The sequence below is a fragment of the Polyangium sp. 6x1 genome (genome assembly GCF_029946515.1).
Classification (GTDB): Bacteria; Myxococcota_A; Polyangia; order Polyangiales; family Polyangiaceae; genus Polyangium.
In genome coordinates this window covers 45,637-61,625 of record NZ_JARZHH010000004.1, presented here as the reverse complement: position 1 = coordinate 61,625, position 15,989 = coordinate 45,637, and the positions used below count along the sequence as shown (strand labels likewise).

Below are 15,989 nucleotides of genomic sequence, written 5' to 3'. Positions count from 1 at the left end.
CAAGGACGTGGCACGTGGGGTGCAAGGGACTCGTCCGTCCTTGTCACGTTTTCCTGCTCGGGCTGCACCATGAACCACCTCGCCCTGCAACCGATCCACGTCGCCGAGGCGCCCCGATGGGAGCTCGCCGCGTTTCATCGATCGCCGAGCTACCGGATGGACCTCGTGGCGCTGTTCACGATGCTCGACGAGCTCTCGTTCCGCTCGATGCTCGATGTCGGGAGCGGGACGGGGCTCGTGGTGCGCGAGGCGCGGGGGCGCCACCCCGGGCGGCGCATTGACGGGGTGGATCGATTCGATTTCGGCGCGGGCGAGGCGCGGCGGCGGCGACGGCGGTACGACGTGATGACGGCGGTCCACACGCTGAACCACGCGCCGCACTTGGATCGGGCCGCGGCGAGCATGGCCGAGCACCTGACGGCGGGCGGGCACGTGGTGGTCGTCAATCCGAACCCGGCGTTCACGTGGATCGGCGTCGAATACCTCGATCCCCGGATCCTCGACCGCGTGATGGCGCCGCACGGGCTCCGGCGCGTGCGGCTGCTCGAATACGGCAACGAGCTGCTCGTGTACCGGAAAAACTGAGCATCAGGGCTCGGAAACGGCGGTCACCTCGTAAAGCTGGTGCTCGCCGGTTTTTCCTTTGACGGCCACACGCGCGGTTTTCCCGATCGTCACGCGCCCGGAGACCTCGCGGTGAGCGGCCTCCGAGACGAGCAGACGGGCGCCCACGTCCTTCGTGGCGGATTCGATGCGGCTCGCGAAATTGACCGCGTCGCCGATCGCGGTGATCGCCTTTCGATCGCTCGAGCCGATCGGGCCCACGACGGCCTCGCCGTAATGGATCCCGATCCCGATGTCGAAGGCGTGCCCGTACGTCGCGAGGAGGTACGGCGTCATTTTCGATTTCATCGCCTCCAGCATGCCGAGCGCGGCGCGGACCGCGCGCATCGGCGCGTCGGGTTTCCCGTCGACCCCGAAGAGCGCCATGAAGCCGTCGCCCATGTAATTGTTGATGAACCCGCCCGCGCTCGCGACGGCGCTGCCCATCGCCTCGAAATGGCGGTTCAGGACGTGGATCACGTCGTAGGGCAGGAGCGCCTCGGTGAACGGCGTGAAGCCGCGGATGTCGGAGAACAGGATGGCGACGCGGATCTCCTCGCCGACCGGGGTGAGATCGACCTTCGACGTGCGCATGCGGCCGACGAGCGCGACATCGTCGTCGTCGAGCACGAGCCTGCGAACGCGCACCGGCCCGCGCACCGTGGCCTGGCAGGCGATGCGGACCTCGCGCGGCAGGCCGAGGCGCTCGGCGAGCGCACGCTCGACCTCGTTCGGCGGCTCGACGTTGTCGAGGCCCTCGATCACGATCACGCGGCACGTCGAGCAACGCGCGTGGCCGCCACAAACGTGGGTATGAGGAATGCCCGCGGAGAGCGCGGCATTCAAAAGGGTTTGTCTTTCCTCGACGTCGATGCGGATCTGGTCGGGCGCGTAGAAGATGCTCGGCATCGCCTGGCATCCTAGGGCGCGAGCGCCCTCGAAATCCACCCCGAAGGCCTACGTCGCGAGGCGCGCGAGGCAGCGCTCGATCGCCGCGAGGATCGCGGCCTCGTCCTTCGTCTCCGGCCCGAGCGCCTCGAACGACGCCGCGTCGATTTCCGCGGGGAGATGCGCCGCGAGGTCTGCACGCATCGCCTCGTGAATTTCCCGCGCCGCGTGGCCCGTCGCCGCGATGGGCAGAACCACGAGGCGCTGCGTTTTCGCGATCTCGAACTCGGAAAGCACCCCGGGCGCGGGCACGCCTTGCCGCAATCCACCGATCACGATCATCACGCCCGACTGCGCGAGCAGGTCCTCGCGTGATTTTCGCTTCCACGCCTCCAGCGAGGCGCCGGGCGGGACCACTTCGCGGACCGGGCGCACCACGAGCCGCCTCGAAATGGCCGCAGCCGTCCGCCCGTCGAGCGCCTCGACGAGCCCCGTGACCGCGGCGCTGCCCACGACGCGCCCGAGCCCCGTCACGAGCCGCAGGTCCTTCGCGCCCACGAGGCGCCCCACGCCGCGCGCGATCGTCGTAACAAACGCGCGCTCCTTTTCGTCCCCGTCCTCGGGAAAACTGCCCGACACGAACACGCTGCGCTGCGCCCGACGCCGCTCCAGCATGCGCAGAACGTCCGTGATTTCTCCATATTCGGAGACCACGAGCGCGCGAATGCCATACCGGTGCAGATCGGTGACGAGGTGCTCGAACCGCTGCGCGTCGTACGGGTCCGAGGGGCGCTTCAGGATCGCGTAATGCCGGCGCGCGCCGTCCTCGAACGATCGGCGCAGCGTGGAGAGGACGTGGCCGAGGTTCGGATCCGTGAAGCTCAATCCGAGGAACAAAAAGGTGCGCGTCGTGAGGTCGCTCCCGAGGATGTCCAAGAACCCCGGTCGCGAGCGCGGGTAAAGCTCGTAATCGTCCTTCGTCAGGACGATCTCGGACGGTTGCGAGGCCGTGCCGTGCATCTTGAAGAGCACGGCGTCGGCGTCGGGGTCCGAGGTCGTGAGATCGCGGCTTTTGGATTTCACGTCGAAGGCCTTGCCCGCCTGCCGCCACGCGCCTTCGAGGATCTCATCGTAGTTCGTGGTCCAGACATGGCCGATCGGGAGCCGCGCCAGGATCCGGTGGTTGTCCGGGATCATCACCTCCCGATCGAACGTGCGCCGAACGAGCGATTCCAGGTGCGAACGGCTGCCGGCGTGACGATTGACGTAAAATTGGGCGACGAGGACGAGGTCGTGCTCTTTGCCCACGTCGAGCCCGAGCTCACGCGCCATGCCGTCGAGCAGCTTGCCCCAGCCTGGCAGGCCCGCGGCCATCGACAAACCCGCGCCGACGAACAAGGCCGCGCTCCCGCGTTCGAGGGCGTCGACGTAATCTCGCAGGAAATCGGTCAGGCCCTGATCCATGCTCCGGCTCCTCCGCGCACGGCCCGCGCCGCGCGTTTGCTCGAAGCGTACACCCGAGGCGCCACGCCTGGTAGACTCCGCCTTCATGACGGACGCCGCAGAGGGGCAGGAGATGTGGGTGCAGGTCGCGGGCACGGGTTCGCGAAAAGCGCCCCTGCCCAGGACGGAGGAGCTCACGGCGCAGGCGATCGGGCGAGCGCTGGCGCAGAGCGGCGCGGGGCTCGTGACGTGCGGCTGGAACGGCGTGGACAAGGCCGCGACGATGGCCTTCGCCGGGGAGCTGCAAGCCCTCGGGCTCCCGCTCTCCACGCGCCTCAAGCAAATCGTCCCGCGCCCCGACGAGCCCGCCTTTTTCGGCGGGGACGTGGTTTACGTGGAAAAAGGTGTGCCCGAATGGGTCGAGAGCGTGCGGCGCGCGCAAGCCGTGATCCTCATCGGCGGCCTCGGCGGTACGTACAAAACCTACCAAACCGCGCGCAATGAGCAGGTGCCCGTCTTTCCACTGCCGTCCACGGGCGGCGACGCGAAGAAAGCATTCGACGAGATCATGGACGATTTCGAGGGCGTCGGCCTCCACCGGCGCGTGACGCGGGCGCAGCTCCGCGCGCTCGATACGCCGATCGCCACGCGCGACGCGGCCGACGACGTCGCCGAGCGGCTGCTCGATCTCATCACGGAGGAGCTCTCCGGCCGCAAGTCCATCACCGCCACGGATCGCCCGAAGGAGCCGCGGGAGCGCAAGAACGCGGCGAAGACGAAGCCCGAGCGGGTCGATTTTTTGCTCGTCACGGCGCTGCCCGAGGAGCGCGACGCGCTTTTGCGGCGCCTGCCCGGCTTCGAGCGGGTCGTGCCGCGCAAGGACGACGTGCACGTCTATTTCAAGGCCACGTTGCCCGTCGCGGACGGCTCGGGCAGCTATCGAATCGTGGTCCTGCCGCTGCTCGGAATGGGCCGCGTGAATGCGGCGACCGCGACGAGCGAGGCGATCAAGCGCTGGCGGCCGCGGCACGTCGTGCTCGTGGGGATCGCGGGCGGCGTCGCGGCGCGCAGCGTCTCGCTCGGGGATCTTCTGATCTCGGAGCAAGTCGTCGATTACGAGCTGCAAAAGCTCACGGAGCAGGGGATCGAGGTGCGATGGTCGGTGCACAAAGCGTCACGGAGGCTCTACGCGGCGGCGCTGAACGTGCTCGGTGATGCGTGGACGAAGAGCCTCACGGCCCCGCGTCCGGGCGAGGGCGCGCCGCGGATCCACCTCGGGCCCATCGCTTCGGGCGACAAGGTTGTCGCGGTCGGGCGGGTGCTCACGGAGTATCGAAACGTGTGGCCGACGCTGATCGGCGTGGAGATGGAGGCCGCGGGCGTGGCGAGCGCTTGCTTCGCGGCGGCGCGTCAGCCCGAGTTTTTCATGGTGCGCGGCGTGTCGGACCTCGCCGACGAGCAGAAGAACACGGCGCGCGTGGACGGGTTTCGATCGTATGCGTGCGACGTGGCCGCGAGCTACACGGTGGAGCTCCTCCGAAGCCACCCGATCCCGTTCCTGAAGAGCCGCTAGCTCATTTCGGTTCGAGCTTCACGCCGTGCAGGACGTTGCGCTTCTTGTCGACCTCCTCCAGGAGATCGGAGTCGATGAGCAGATGCGCCTGCATGCTGTCTTCTTCGCTGTTCCAGAGCTTGCCCGCGAAGGAGATGCGGCCCGCGCTGTCCGTGTCGAGCCAGTAATTGCCGCTCGCGTCGTCGCCGGCCACGGTGGAGGAGCCCGCGAGCGGCTCGCTCCCGTCGTTGCCCGGGAACGGGTTCGGCGGCTGCGCGAACTCCTGGCCGAGCAGGTTCGTCACGCGCCGTTCGAGCGGCGACGCGGGGGAAGGATCGAGCGCGAGGGGACGCAAGAAGCCGCGATCGTCCATGGCGAGGCGCGAGCCCTTCACCGTGAACACGAGCGACGTGCCCGGCTCGAAGCTCACGGCGAGCGCGCGCGGGCCGACCTTCACGGCGACGCCCGGGGTCTTCGCCGGGATCACGACCTCCTCGATCTGCTTGCCCGAGATGAGGAGCAACTTGTGGCCCGGGGTGATCTTGCGGCCGCCCGACTCGATCTCGCGGCGGAGCGTGATGCCGTGCGAGGAGTAGAACTGGAGGTTCTTGACCTCGTCGTCGGTGAGCCCGTGCTCGGTGCGGATCTCGTGGGTGAAAGGCACGAGGCTCGTGCAGCCCGTGAGGCCCGAGAGGGCGACGGCAGCGAGGGAGGCGAGGAGGAGAGGACGGGCGAGCATCGGGATCCCCCGAGGAGAGCGCAGCGAGGGGCGGCTTTCAAGGGCCGGCGTGGAGGCGTGGGCCGAGGCAGGGCTGGATCGAGGCGCGGGCGACATGTCCCAAGAACGTCCCGAGGTCGGCAGGTCTTACAGGCGCGCCCCGGTGGTGTGCGTTGACGGGGTCGTGACCCGGGGATATCCGTGGGCGCTCTCGCTCACGAAATCCGGGGTGGACGGCAGAGGAGCCTTGCAACACGACGCGCCCCGCATCTTCCGCATCGGCTCGGCCCATCGCCTGACCTTCGAGCCGCCCGACCTCGTGATGCTGTCGCTGAACGGTCCGCTCGAGGCGGACGACGTGATGGCCTGCTTCGATGCGTTCGAAGAGGTCTCGGGGGGACGGCAAGTCCTGCTCTTGAGCGACGTGTCGCGCACGTCCGGCCCGACCATGCGGGCGCGGAAGGTCGCGACGAAAGACCCGCGCATCAAGCTGATGGGGCCGCAGGCGATGATCGGCGCGAGCTACCACGTCCGCATCGTCATGACGATGCTGGAGACGGCCGCGCGGCTCGTCCAGGGCAAGAGCTCGCCGACGGCGTTCTTCGACGACGAGGCGAGCGCCCGCGCCTGGCTCCTCACGCAGCGCGCGCTCCTGCGCTCGGTCTAGGCAGCTTCCCAGCCGAGGCGCGCGACGACGCCGCGGCGCTTCTCCATCCACTCGGCGATGCGCTCGCGCGTCGTGCGGTAGGCGTATTCGAGGATGGCGCGGCGCGCGGCGAGGTTCGAGGGGTTGTGCAGGAAGAGCAGGACGTCGGTCGGCTCGGGTTCGAGCACGAGGACGTGCATGCCGGTCTTCTGCTGGATCTGCTCGACGTTCTGTGCGAGCCGCGCGTGCGTGCCGATGCGCATCGCCTGGTTCATCACCCAGAACAGGCCCTTGTCGCGCACGCTCTGCCGCACGCCATGCCCCGTGGGGACGGCGCGGTGCGCGACGGAGACGGGGACCATGGGGTTCACGACGACCGCGAACTCGACGCCCGCCTCGGCCGCGACGTCGAGGTGCGCGACGTCGCCGAGGCCGCCGTCGATGTAGTGCCGATCCCCGATGCGGATCGGCGAAAAGAAGGGCGGGAGCGCGAGCGTCGCGGCGCACGCGAGCGAGACCGGGATGTCCTCGTGCCCCTCGGCGCCGAAGAGGATGCGGTCACCGCAGTCGACGTCGTACGTGGGGATGCGCAAGGGGCGCGGCATCGCGCGGAAGGCGTTGGGGACGCCGCGGCGGAGGAAAAACTCGGCGAGGAAACGCTCGTACCGATCGAGCGTGAAGAAGCCCGCGGGCAGGGAGTCGGCGAGGCGATCGATCTGCTCCCACAGGTAGAGGTGGCCCGGCGTGTTCGGCGAGACGGCGTCGCGGTTCGACGAGAGGCGCGCGATGGCGTGGCGGATCGCGACCCACGAGGTCGAGAGCGCGTGGCGCCACTCGTCGATGTCCATGCGGAAGACGTGGCCGCGTTCGAGCGGGAAGAAGTTGTCGACCGGATCGAGCAACGCGCGGTAGAGGCGATCGACGGGGATGCCGCCGGCGAGCGCGGCAGCGACGCTCGCGCCGCTCGATTGTCCGAGGTACAGGGAAAAACTCTGTCCGTCGACGCCTCGCACGCCGTCGGCGAGCGCGGCGAGCGCGCCGATCTGGTAGAGCGCGCCGGTCAGGCCTCCGCCGGGCAAGCAGAGGGCGGTCTTCGGAGGATCGTGGGAAGAACTCGACGCGTCGCTCACGCTTCGTCCTTTTCTCGGGCTTCGCGCGCCTCCTCGGACTTCTTCCCGAGGAGGTAGACGAGGCCCAGCAAGACGATGGTGACGGCGGATCCGCCGATCGTCACGGGGAGCGGGATCGGCGCGGAGTCCGCGATTTCCGTGGGGGATCGAGAGTAGACGGACCCGAGCGTGATGCCGTTGAAGAGCCCGTGCATGATGCAACTCGGCAGGAGCGAGCCGCTCGCGCTGCGGAGCAAACCGAGCGAGAAGCCGACGATGAAGATGGGCAGGACGAGCTGCCACTCGAGGTGCGCGAACGCGAAGAAGGTGCTCGTCGCGAGGATCGTGCCGAGGGCGTCGTAGCGTCGGCGGAGCGGCCGGAAGAGCGCGCCGCGGAAGAAGATCTCTTCGATCAGCGGGCCGGCGACCACGAGGATCGCGAAGAAAAGGATGCGCTTCGGCACGCCGCCCGCGAGCTCTTCCTGGAGCATCTCCTCGCGCGGCTGCCCCGTGGGCCAGCGCTTCACGATGAGGTCGTAGAGCGCGTTCGCCGGGATCTGCACGGCCATGCCGAGCATCGCCGCGAGCGGGTAGAAGCCGCGATGCGTCGTGCGCACGCCGAGGAAGTCGCGGATCGACTTGGACGGCGCGTGGAGCTGCAAGATCAAGAAGAGCGCAATCAGCGTGGAGACGAGCTGGCAGCCGAAGCTCGTGACGAGGTCGACGCGATGGTCCTCGCCGCCGCGGATCGAGCCGATGAACGAGAGAAAGAAGATGTAAACGAACGTCGTGCCGACCGCGAATCCCGCGGCCGCGAGGTAGCTCATCGGGCGCTCGCCGCCCTCGGGGGGCGGGACGAGCGGGCTGCTCGGGCGTTCGTCGTCGTCCGGATCCATCAGCGACCTCGGAGATGGGGCACGACGCCCCGCTTGACCACGGTGTCCGCGGCGAAACGATCGTTCGTCTGCGGATAATCGATCGTCGCGTGCAGGCCGCGGCTCTCGTGGCGCGCCGCCGCGCAGCCCACGATGAGCTCGGCGACGGTAGCGATGTTGCGAAGCTCGAGGAGGTCGCGCGTCACGAGGTGGCGCCAGTAATACTCCCGGATCTCGTCCTGCAAGAGGGCGATGCGGCGGGCGGCGCGGCGCAGGCGCGCGTTCGAGCGGACGATGCCGACGTAGTTCCACATCGTGCGGCGCAGCTCGTCCCAGTTGTGCGTGACCACGACCTCTTCGTCGCTCGGGACCGCGTCGCCGATCTGCCACTCGGGGACCTCGGGGAACGGGCTCTTGCCGTCCTCGCCGATCGTGCTCGCGAGGCGCACGGCGGCGCGGTGGCCGAAGACGAGGCCTTCGAGCAGCGAGTTCGAGGCGAGTCGGTTGGCGCCGTGCAGGCCCGTGCACGCGCACTCGCCGACGGCCCAGAGGCCGGGGATCGTGGTGCGGCCGTGCAGGTCCGTCGTGATGCCGCCGCAGAGGTAGTGCGCCGCGGGGACGACGGGGATCGGCTGCGAGGTGATGTCGATCCCGAAGCGCAGGCACTCGGCGTAGATCGTGGGGAAGTGATCGCAGACGAAGCTCGCGGGCCTGTGCGTGATGTCGAGCAGGACGAACTCGCTGCCCGTGCGCTTCATCTCGAAGTCGATGGCGCGGGCGACGATGTCGCGCGGCGCGAGCTCCTTGCGCGGATCGTGGTTCGCCATGAACGGCGTGCCGTCGGGCAAGCGCAGGATCGCGCCCTCGCCGCGCAGCGCCTCCGTGATGAGGAAGCTCTTCGCCTGCGGGTGATAGAGGCAGGTCGGGTGGAACTGGTAAAACTCCATGTTCGCGATCTCGGCACCTGCCCGGTACGCCATCGCGATGCCGTCGCCCGTCGCGACGTCGGGGTTCGACGTGTAGAGGTAGACCTTCCCTGCGCCGCCCGAGGCGAGGATCGTGGCGCGCGCGAGGTACGTCTCTACGAGGTGGCTCTTCGCGTCGTCCTCGCCGTCCGAGCGCGTGGCCATGTTGAGCACGTACGCGCCGACGCAGACGTCGGGGCCGCCGAAGCGCGACATGACGATGAGATCGATCGCCATGTGGTGCTCGAGGATGCGGATGTTCGGGTGCGCGCGGCAGCGCTCGAGCAAGGCGCGCTCGACCTCGAGGCCGGTCGCGTCGGCGACGTGCAGCACGCGGCGCGCGCTGTGCCCGCCCTCGCGGGCGAGGGCGATCGTGCCGTCTTTTTCGCGGTCGAAGCGCGCGCCGCGGTCCATCAGCTCGCGGATCCGATCGGGCCCCTCGCGCACGCAGATGTCGACGACGACGTCGTGGCAAAGGCCAGCGCCGGCGACGAGCGTGTCCTTGATGTGCGCGTCGAAGGTGTCCTCGGGCGAGATGACGGCGGCGATGCCGCCCTGCGCCCAGCGGGTGTTCGACTCCTCGCTGCTGCGTTTGGTGACGACCACGACCTCGCCGTGTTCGGCGATGTCGAGGGCGAAGGTCAGGCCAGCGATCCCGCTGCCGATGACGAGAAAATCGGTCGTGACGGCCACGGGCGGCAGGGTAGCAGGCTCCTTGACGCACAACGACAACGCTGTCATGAGCCAGCCGCCCGACGGGCGCGCGCGTCGTGTTGGGCCCGACCCTTGGCCGTCGAAAGGAGCCTCCCGCACCGTGAAGATCCTCGTCCCCCTCAAGCGCGTCGCCGACCCGGACAACGCCAACAAGGTGAAGATCCCCGCATCGGGAGAGAAGATCGACACCGCCGGGCTCGAGTGGAAGCCGAACCCGTTCGACGAGTACGCCCTCGAGGCCGCCCTGCGGCTCACGGAGAACGGTACGCAGCCGAAGGTCCGTGCCGGCGAGGTCGTGGTGGTGACGTTCGGCCCGAAGGAGACGGAGACGACGCTGCGCGCCGCGCTCGCGACGGGCGCCGATCGCGCGATCCGCGTGGACGCGACCGACGACAAACTCGACGGTGATCTCGTCGCGCGGGCGCTCCGGGCGCTCGTCGAGAAGGAGAAGCCGGACGTCGTGCTGATGGGCAAGCAGGCGGTCGACGGCGATTCGAACCAGGTGGGGCAGATCCTCGCGGAGCTGCTCGACTGGCCGATGGCGACGTTCGCCGCGACGATCCGCGAGGAGGCGGGCGCGCTGCTCGTCGGTCGCGAGGTCGACGGCGGCGTGTCGACGCTGCGCGTGAAGCTGCCGGCCGTGGTGACGGTCGACCTGCGCATCGTGGCGCCGACGAGCGTGTACTCGCTGAAGACGCCGCAGACCCACAAGTACAACGACGGCGTGCGCTTCGCGGCGCTGCCGGCGATCATGGCGGCGAAGAAGAAGCCGCTCGCCGAGGTGAAGCTCGCGGACCTCGCGTCGGATCAGGCGACGAAGGTTTCGTACCACGGCTTCGCGGCGCCCCCGGCGCGCAAGGCCGGCATCAAGGTGAAGGACGTGGGCGAGCTCGTCTCGAAGCTCAAGAACGAAGCGAAGGTCCTCTGAGGACCCCTGGGCACAAGACAAACCCCAACGGAGAGATGAGGAATCAGAATGGCTGACGTTCTCGTTGTGGCGGAGGTTGCCGAGGGCAAACTCAAGAAGACCACGCACTCGGCGGTCACGTTCGCGCAGAAGGCGGCGGCGACGATCGGCGGGTCGTTCTCGATCCTGGTGATCGGCGACGGCGCCGGGAAGGCGGCGGCCGAGGCGCAGGGCTTGGGCGCGGCGAAGCTCCTCGTGGTCGAGGACGCGTCGCTGAAGAACTACCTCGCCGAGCGCTACGCGCCGACGGTGGCGGCGGTCGCGAAGGGCTACGCGGTCGTCGTGGGCACGGCGAGCGCCTACGGCAAGGACCTGCTCCCGCGCGTCGCGGCGCGCCTCGGCGCGGGCTACGCGAGCGACATCACGGAGGTCCTCGCGGACGGCGGCACGCTCAAGTACAAGCGGCCGATGTTCGCGGGCAACGCGTTCGGGATCTGCTCGATCTCGACGCCGATCCAGGTGGTGAGCGTGCGTCAGAGCGCGTTCGCCGCGGCCGAGCCCACGGGCGGCCAGTCGGCGGTCGAGACGGTCGCGTACGCGGGCCCGAGCAAGGCGGCCGAGCGCGTCGAGTTCGTCTCGTTCGACCAGGTGAAGAGCGCGCGTCCGGAGCTGACGGAGGCGCGTGTCGTCGTGTCGGGCGGCCGCGCGCTGAAGGAGAAGTTCAACCAGGTGCTCGACCCGCTCGCGGACGTGCTCGGCGCGGCCGTGGGCGCGAGCCGCGCGGCTTGCGACGCGGGCTACGCGCCGAGCGATCTGCAGGTCGGCCAGACCGGCAAGATCGTGGCGCCGCAGCTCTACTTCGCGATCGGCATCTCGGGCGCGATCCAGCACCTCGCGGGCATGAAGGGCTCGAAGGTGATCGTGGCGATCAACAAGGACGCCGACGCGCCGATCTTCCAGGTCGCGGATTACGGCCTCGTCGCGGACCTGTTCGCGACGGTGCCGGAGCTCGTGAAGGGCATCCAGGCGGCCAAGGGCTGATCGACAGAGCGCGCTTTCGAGCGTGACAACGGGGGCCCTCTCTCGCTGCGGCGGGAGGGGGCCTTCGTGTTTTTACAGGCAATGCAGCACCATGTATCCGGGCACGCTCATTTGCCGGATCGTTTGTCGGGTAAATGCATCCCCGCGTCTCCGGACCCAGACCGAAGGACACGACATCGATGACGACGAATATCAATCCGAACGTCCTCACGGAAGTATGGGATGCACACCTCCGGAGCGAGTTCGCGGAGAAGGACACGGAGGCGACGCTGCGGACCATGACGGCGACGCCGCGCGTGAACGTGGTGCCGCTCATGGTGGGCGCCTCGAACCTGGACGAGATGAGGGAATTCTACTCGCGCCATTTTCTCAATCAGCTCCCCCCGGACATCGAGACGGTGCCGATCTCTCGCACCGTGGGGCAGAATCGGGTGGTCGACGAGATGGTCCTCCGCTTCACCCACTCGGTCCAGATGGACTGGATCCTGCCCGGCGTGCCGCCGACGAATCGACGCATCGAGGTGCCGATGGTGGCCATCATTCAGTTCGAAGACGGAAAGGTCGCGCAGGAGAATCTTTACTGGGACATGGGGACGGTGATGCTCCAGGCGGGGCTCATCGACGGCTCTCTGCCCGTGCGCGGCGCCGATTGCGCTCGCCAGATGCTCGACCCGGTCCTGCCGATGAACGAGCTCATCCAGCGCGCGCAGCGCTAGACGCATCGCTTGTTGTACTCCCACAGGACGCGCCATTTGGCAGTTGCCTTCGACGCTCCGTCAATATCAAGATAAAACGGCCCGCGACCGCGCGCAGCGGCCGCGTCCGAGACGCCTGCGCCCAAGATCATCCCCTGAAGCGCAAGCGCCCGTGCGGGTGAGAACTCGGGCGCCGAAAAACGCACCCGCGATGGCGCAGGACACTTCGCAAGCGCCAGCCAAACCCTCCTCCTTCGCTGCGGGAGCCGCCACGATCGCCTGAGTACCACGCCCGCGCCGACGCCAGGCTCATCGCAGCCGGCTTGCCGGGCTCGACGCGACGTCGCGGGACCACGCATCCGCCTGCGTTCGACCGCGCATCGGGAAGGGGCTTCGTGTATCATCTGCCGAGACATGTCGACGGAACGAAGCGCCTCCGATATCGCGCGTGACGCGTTGATGCAGCTCTTGCAGGCGGAGACGCCGTCTCAGGTATTCATCGACGGACGCAAGGTAACAGTTTCAAGCGAAAAGGCCGTCGGCCACCAGCGCATGGTCCAGTGCGACTGGGGCACGGGGCGCACGACATTGCAGATCTCGTTGAGGGTTGGCTCGCAAGTCGCGCTGAACGTCAACGCGGGCCGCGGGCAAGCCATCTACTCCAACTTCAATGCCTTCGTCGAAGGCGCTATCGCGAACGAGCAACCTGCGCGATTGATCGCCTACAACACGATCCGATCGAAGGGGGGCGACGACGGCAAGGCGCGGGAATACAGCAAGCGCTCGATCTGGTTCGCAGCCCGAAGCGGCCTGCCGAATACGTCGTCCGTGGACCTCGGGACGTTCGACATCCGCAAGCAAACGTGGACGCCTGAGCCCAAAGAGACGCTGAAGCGGATCGTCTGCCTCGCGGTCATCAAGGCGCACTTCCTCGATCGTGGAAGCGGTGAGCGGATCCACGATGCCCCCCTCTTCGCCATCGACGGCGACAATTCACCTATATCGGACGATGAATATCCCGAGGCCACACCGCGCCCCGAAGGAAAGCTATCCGGTTTGAACAACGTGCCCGGCGGACCTACCAAGCTCCTCGACACCCTCCGCGAATGGACGGAGACCGTGGTCGACGCGCAGCCCTCCGAGAACCAGTTCGTTGCGTTCGTCTCGAAAATGTATGGCGTGGGCGTCACACGCGCCGGTCAGATGCTGCGGCATTGCAAGAACCTGGACCTCTTCGACGTCCGCGATGGAGTGCTCGTGGCGACGGACTTCGGGACGCAGTTCATCGCGGGACCCGACCCGCTGCGCATCTACCGGCAGCTCGCCGCCCGATATACGGGCTTCGAGGAGACGCTCGCGTTTTTCGCGCAGAACCCCGGCGCGCGGGTCGGAGCCCTGCGCAAACACCTGAATCAGGCGCTCGGGACGAAGTGGGACACGGATGCGCAGCCGCAAACTCGCGCGTACTGGCTCACGGGCCTCGGGTTCCTCCACAACGACAACGGTCATTACATGGTCACGGACGTCGCCCGCGCGCACCTGCCCGAGGCAAGCTCTTCGAAGGATGCGCCGTCCGTCGATACCGATGTAGATGGGGGTGACGACGCGATCGAGACCGCGTCCTTCCGCGACATCACCCACATCAGGCTCGACCCCGCCGCCGTGAAGCTCGGCGACCTCGTCCTCCCGGACGGCCTCGTCGAGCGCTGCTGCGCGGCGCTGAACGCGGGCAAGCACCTCCTCCTCGTCGGCCCACCCGGCACCGCGAAGAGCACGCTCGCCGAGCGCATCGCTATGCACGCGAGCGAGGTCCATTCGCTCTACGAGCCGCTGACAGCCACGGCCTCCGCCGACTGGACGACCTACGACACGATCGGCGGCTGGGCCCAGCGACGCGAAGGCGGGCTCCGCTTTCGCGAAGGCGTCGTCACGCGCGCCCTGCACGAGGGCCGCTGGCTCGTCCTCGACGAGCTCAATCGCGCGGACGTGGACAAATGCTTCGGCGAGCTGTTCACCGTCCTCGCGGGCGGAACCGTGACCACGGCCTATACGCGCGAGGTGGATGGCCGCGACGAGCCAATCGAGATCGGCTTTGACGCCACCCATTACCATTTCGGCCCCTGGTTCCGCCTCATCGCCACGATGAACGTGCGCGACAAGGCGAGCCTCTTTCGCCTGTCGTATGCGTTCCTGCGGCGCTTCGCCGTCATCACCGTCCCCGCCCTCGAAGACGACTTCCTCCAGAAATTGTGCGAAACAGAGGGCGCCAAGCGTTGCGCCGACGCCGAGAAGCGCGCGCTCGCGCTGCGCGTGTTTTCCAAGAAAAACGGCCTCGGCCGGTTCGTGGATCTTGGCCCATCGATGCTGCTAGATGTGCTCTCTTATGCGCACGCACGGATCGCGAGCGCACCACGCGCCGTCGGCGAAGGCCTGGAGATGTTGGTGTTCCCGCAGTTCGAGGGCCTCGGTGACGCGGACGCGCGCGACGCGGACAGGCTGATCGGCTCTCTCTTCTCCGAAGAGCCGACGTTCGCCCGCTCGCTCCAGCGTAGCTTCCGCTCGAACTTCTCCCACGTGCGCTGGCCCGATGACTGAGCCCGCATGGGAGAGCTTCCTGCGGGATCGATTTCCGCGCTATCTCCTCCGTGATGCGCGCGGAGAACCTCGCCCCCTGCCCGCCGTCGAGACGGCGCTCGCGCGCCTCACGGAGAGCGCAGGCGCGCTCACGCGCCTCGCGGAGCTCGGCTTCTTGCTGGATCCGACCATCGGGACCGCCACGTTCATCGTGGAGACCTTGCCTGCATTCCTGCGCAGCGTATTGCCGACGACGCAACGAGACATCACGGAACGCCACGGCGGCGCACGCGGGCGTGTCGACTGGGCGCGTACATTCGCAGCGCAAAGTCGAACACAGGACACGACGACGTTCGTCTGTACGGCGCCGCGGCGTACGTTCGAGCGGGCCGAGCTCATCCTCATGCGGTGGCTCGTGGCGCGCGTGCTCGGCGCCATTGACGATCTCCATCCTGCCAGCCTGCCTGCGGGCAAGGGTTGGACGAGCCTTCTCCCGGAGATGCACCGCGTAGCGTCGAGCGCGGCATCCCATGCGGCCTTGCGGGACCTGCCGGTCCGCGCGCCTGCGCCCCAAGAGCGTGCGTCCGCAGTGGCGAACCCTCTCGATGCAGTGAAACAGGCCGTCCGGGTGCTCGCTGGGCATGACGAACTTCTGCCGCAACCGTCGCTTCGAGCGCTGGCGGCATCGATGCACGAGTTTGCACTCGTACCGGTGTCGGACGATCGGCGGTTCGAGATCTTCGTCCTGCTGGCGCTCGCCGAACGGATCGATGCACTCTTCCCCGGGGCGACACGCAAGGATGCATTGATCGAGGCCGACCGCGAGCACGTCTTCGAGTGGTCCCGCGGAGACGAAGTCCTACACCTTTACTTCGATCAGAGCGCGGGGTCCGGCCATCACGATGATGTGATGGCTCACTACTTCGGGCAGCGCACCGCCATTCGCCCCGACATTCGTCTCTCCCACCGGAGACACACGACACACCGGACCCTCTACCTGGACGCCAAGAACAGCGAGGAGTTCAGCTACCTCGCTGCCTCGCATCTCAAGATGCATGGCTATATCGCCCACAAGCCACACGTCTTCGCCGACCGCGGCGCGCGTGTGGTCATCGTTTGTCCCGGCCGTGTCATGGGCCACGTCCGGGATATCGATCCCGTCGTCTTCGTCGGTGCGAAGGGGTGCATGGAGGAGGCAGGGGGGCTCGAGCAGGTCCTCCGTACCTTCCTTTCCTGATTGCTCGTTCGCCCCCTGGCCG

14 protein-coding genes are annotated in these 15,989 nt (G+C 67.9%); 8 read left to right on the top strand and 6 right to left on the bottom strand.

Features of this window, described 5'->3' with window-relative positions; all coding sequences use genetic code 11:
- Positions 1-69 precede the first annotated feature (69 nt).
- Entirely contained in the window at positions 70-585 is a 516-nt protein-coding gene (locus QHF85_RS06475) for a methyltransferase domain-containing protein (RefSeq protein WP_281326185.1), read from the top strand.
- Between the two features lie 3 nt (positions 586-588).
- Here QHF85_RS06475 and QHF85_RS06470 read toward each other — a convergent pair whose 3' ends face one another.
- Positions 589-1,512 carry an adenylate/guanylate cyclase domain-containing protein gene (locus QHF85_RS06470; RefSeq protein ID WP_281326184.1) on the bottom strand — a complete coding sequence of 308 codons (924 nt, stop codon included), beginning with the start codon at positions 1,510-1,512 and terminating at the stop codon, positions 589-591.
- 48 nt (positions 1,513-1,560) lie between these two features.
- Positions 1,561-2,955: an SIR2 family protein gene (locus QHF85_RS06465; protein ID WP_281326183.1), complete on the bottom strand. Its 1,395-nt coding sequence runs from the start codon at positions 2,953-2,955 to the stop codon at positions 1,561-1,563.
- Positions 2,956-3,040: 85 nt separating this feature from the next.
- Between QHF85_RS06465 and QHF85_RS06460 the strand changes: the two genes are divergently transcribed.
- Entirely contained in the window at positions 3,041-4,507 is a 1,467-nt protein-coding gene (locus QHF85_RS06460; protein ID WP_281326182.1) for a 5'-methylthioadenosine/S-adenosylhomocysteine nucleosidase, read from the top strand.
- Between the two features lies 1 nt (position 4,508).
- Here the strand turns inward: QHF85_RS06460 and QHF85_RS06455 are convergent, their stop codons facing one another.
- Positions 4,509-5,225: a DNA-directed RNA polymerase gene (locus tag QHF85_RS06455; RefSeq protein WP_281326181.1), complete on the bottom strand. Its 717-nt coding sequence runs from the start codon at positions 5,223-5,225 to the stop codon at positions 4,509-4,511.
- A 94-nt stretch (positions 5,226-5,319) separates the two neighbouring features.
- Between QHF85_RS06455 and QHF85_RS06450 the strand changes: the two genes are divergently transcribed.
- Entirely contained in the window at positions 5,320-5,871 is a 552-nt protein-coding gene (locus QHF85_RS06450; RefSeq protein WP_281326180.1) for a hypothetical protein, read from the top strand.
- Here the strand turns inward: QHF85_RS06450 and QHF85_RS06445 are convergent.
- Genes QHF85_RS06445 through nadB form a run of 3 tightly spaced genes read right to left on the bottom strand, consistent with a single transcriptional unit; the run spans position 5,868 to position 9,492 of the window.
- Positions 5,868-6,980, bottom strand: coding sequence for a patatin-like phospholipase family protein (locus QHF85_RS06445; protein WP_281326179.1), 1,113 nt, complete (start codon positions 6,978-6,980; stop codon positions 5,868-5,870). The two genes, QHF85_RS06450 and QHF85_RS06445, sit on opposite strands and share 4 nt — an antisense overlap.
- Positions 6,977-7,855 carry a CPBP family intramembrane glutamic endopeptidase gene (locus tag QHF85_RS06440; protein ID WP_281326178.1) on the bottom strand — a complete coding sequence of 293 codons (879 nt, stop codon included), beginning with the start codon at positions 7,853-7,855 and terminating at the stop codon, positions 6,977-6,979. Before QHF85_RS06440 ends, QHF85_RS06445 begins: the two co-directional genes overlap by 4 nt.
- Positions 7,855-9,492, bottom strand: coding sequence for an L-aspartate oxidase (gene nadB, locus QHF85_RS06435; RefSeq protein ID WP_281326177.1), 1,638 nt, complete (start codon positions 9,490-9,492; stop codon positions 7,855-7,857). The genes QHF85_RS06440 and nadB overlap by 1 nt, the downstream gene beginning before the upstream one ends.
- 121 nt (positions 9,493-9,613) lie before the next feature.
- On the opposite strand from nadB, the gene QHF85_RS06430 reads away from it, so the two are divergent.
- From QHF85_RS06430 to QHF85_RS06410, 5 genes are all read left to right on the top strand, one after another.
- Positions 9,614-10,441, top strand: coding sequence for an electron transfer flavoprotein subunit beta/FixA family protein (locus QHF85_RS06430; RefSeq protein ID WP_281326176.1), 828 nt, complete (start codon positions 9,614-9,616; stop codon positions 10,439-10,441).
- Between the two features lie 48 nt (positions 10,442-10,489).
- Complete coding sequence (locus QHF85_RS06425; protein ID WP_281326175.1) at positions 10,490-11,461, top strand: electron transfer flavoprotein subunit alpha/FixB family protein; 972 nt, start codon at positions 10,490-10,492, stop codon at positions 11,459-11,461.
- Between the two features lie 179 nt (positions 11,462-11,640).
- Positions 11,641-12,177 (top strand): nuclear transport factor 2 family protein, encoded by a 537-nt coding sequence (locus QHF85_RS06420; RefSeq protein ID WP_281326174.1) that lies wholly within the window; start codon positions 11,641-11,643, stop codon positions 12,175-12,177.
- Between the two features lie 393 nt (positions 12,178-12,570).
- Entirely contained in the window at positions 12,571-14,751 is a 2,181-nt protein-coding gene (locus QHF85_RS06415) for an AAA family ATPase (protein WP_281326173.1), read from the top strand.
- Between the two features lie 154 nt (positions 14,752-14,905).
- Positions 14,906-15,967, top strand: a complete 1,062-nt coding sequence (locus QHF85_RS06410; RefSeq protein ID WP_281326172.1) for a hypothetical protein — start codon at positions 14,906-14,908, stop codon at positions 15,965-15,967.
- The last annotated feature ends 22 nt before the right edge of the window (positions 15,968-15,989 follow it).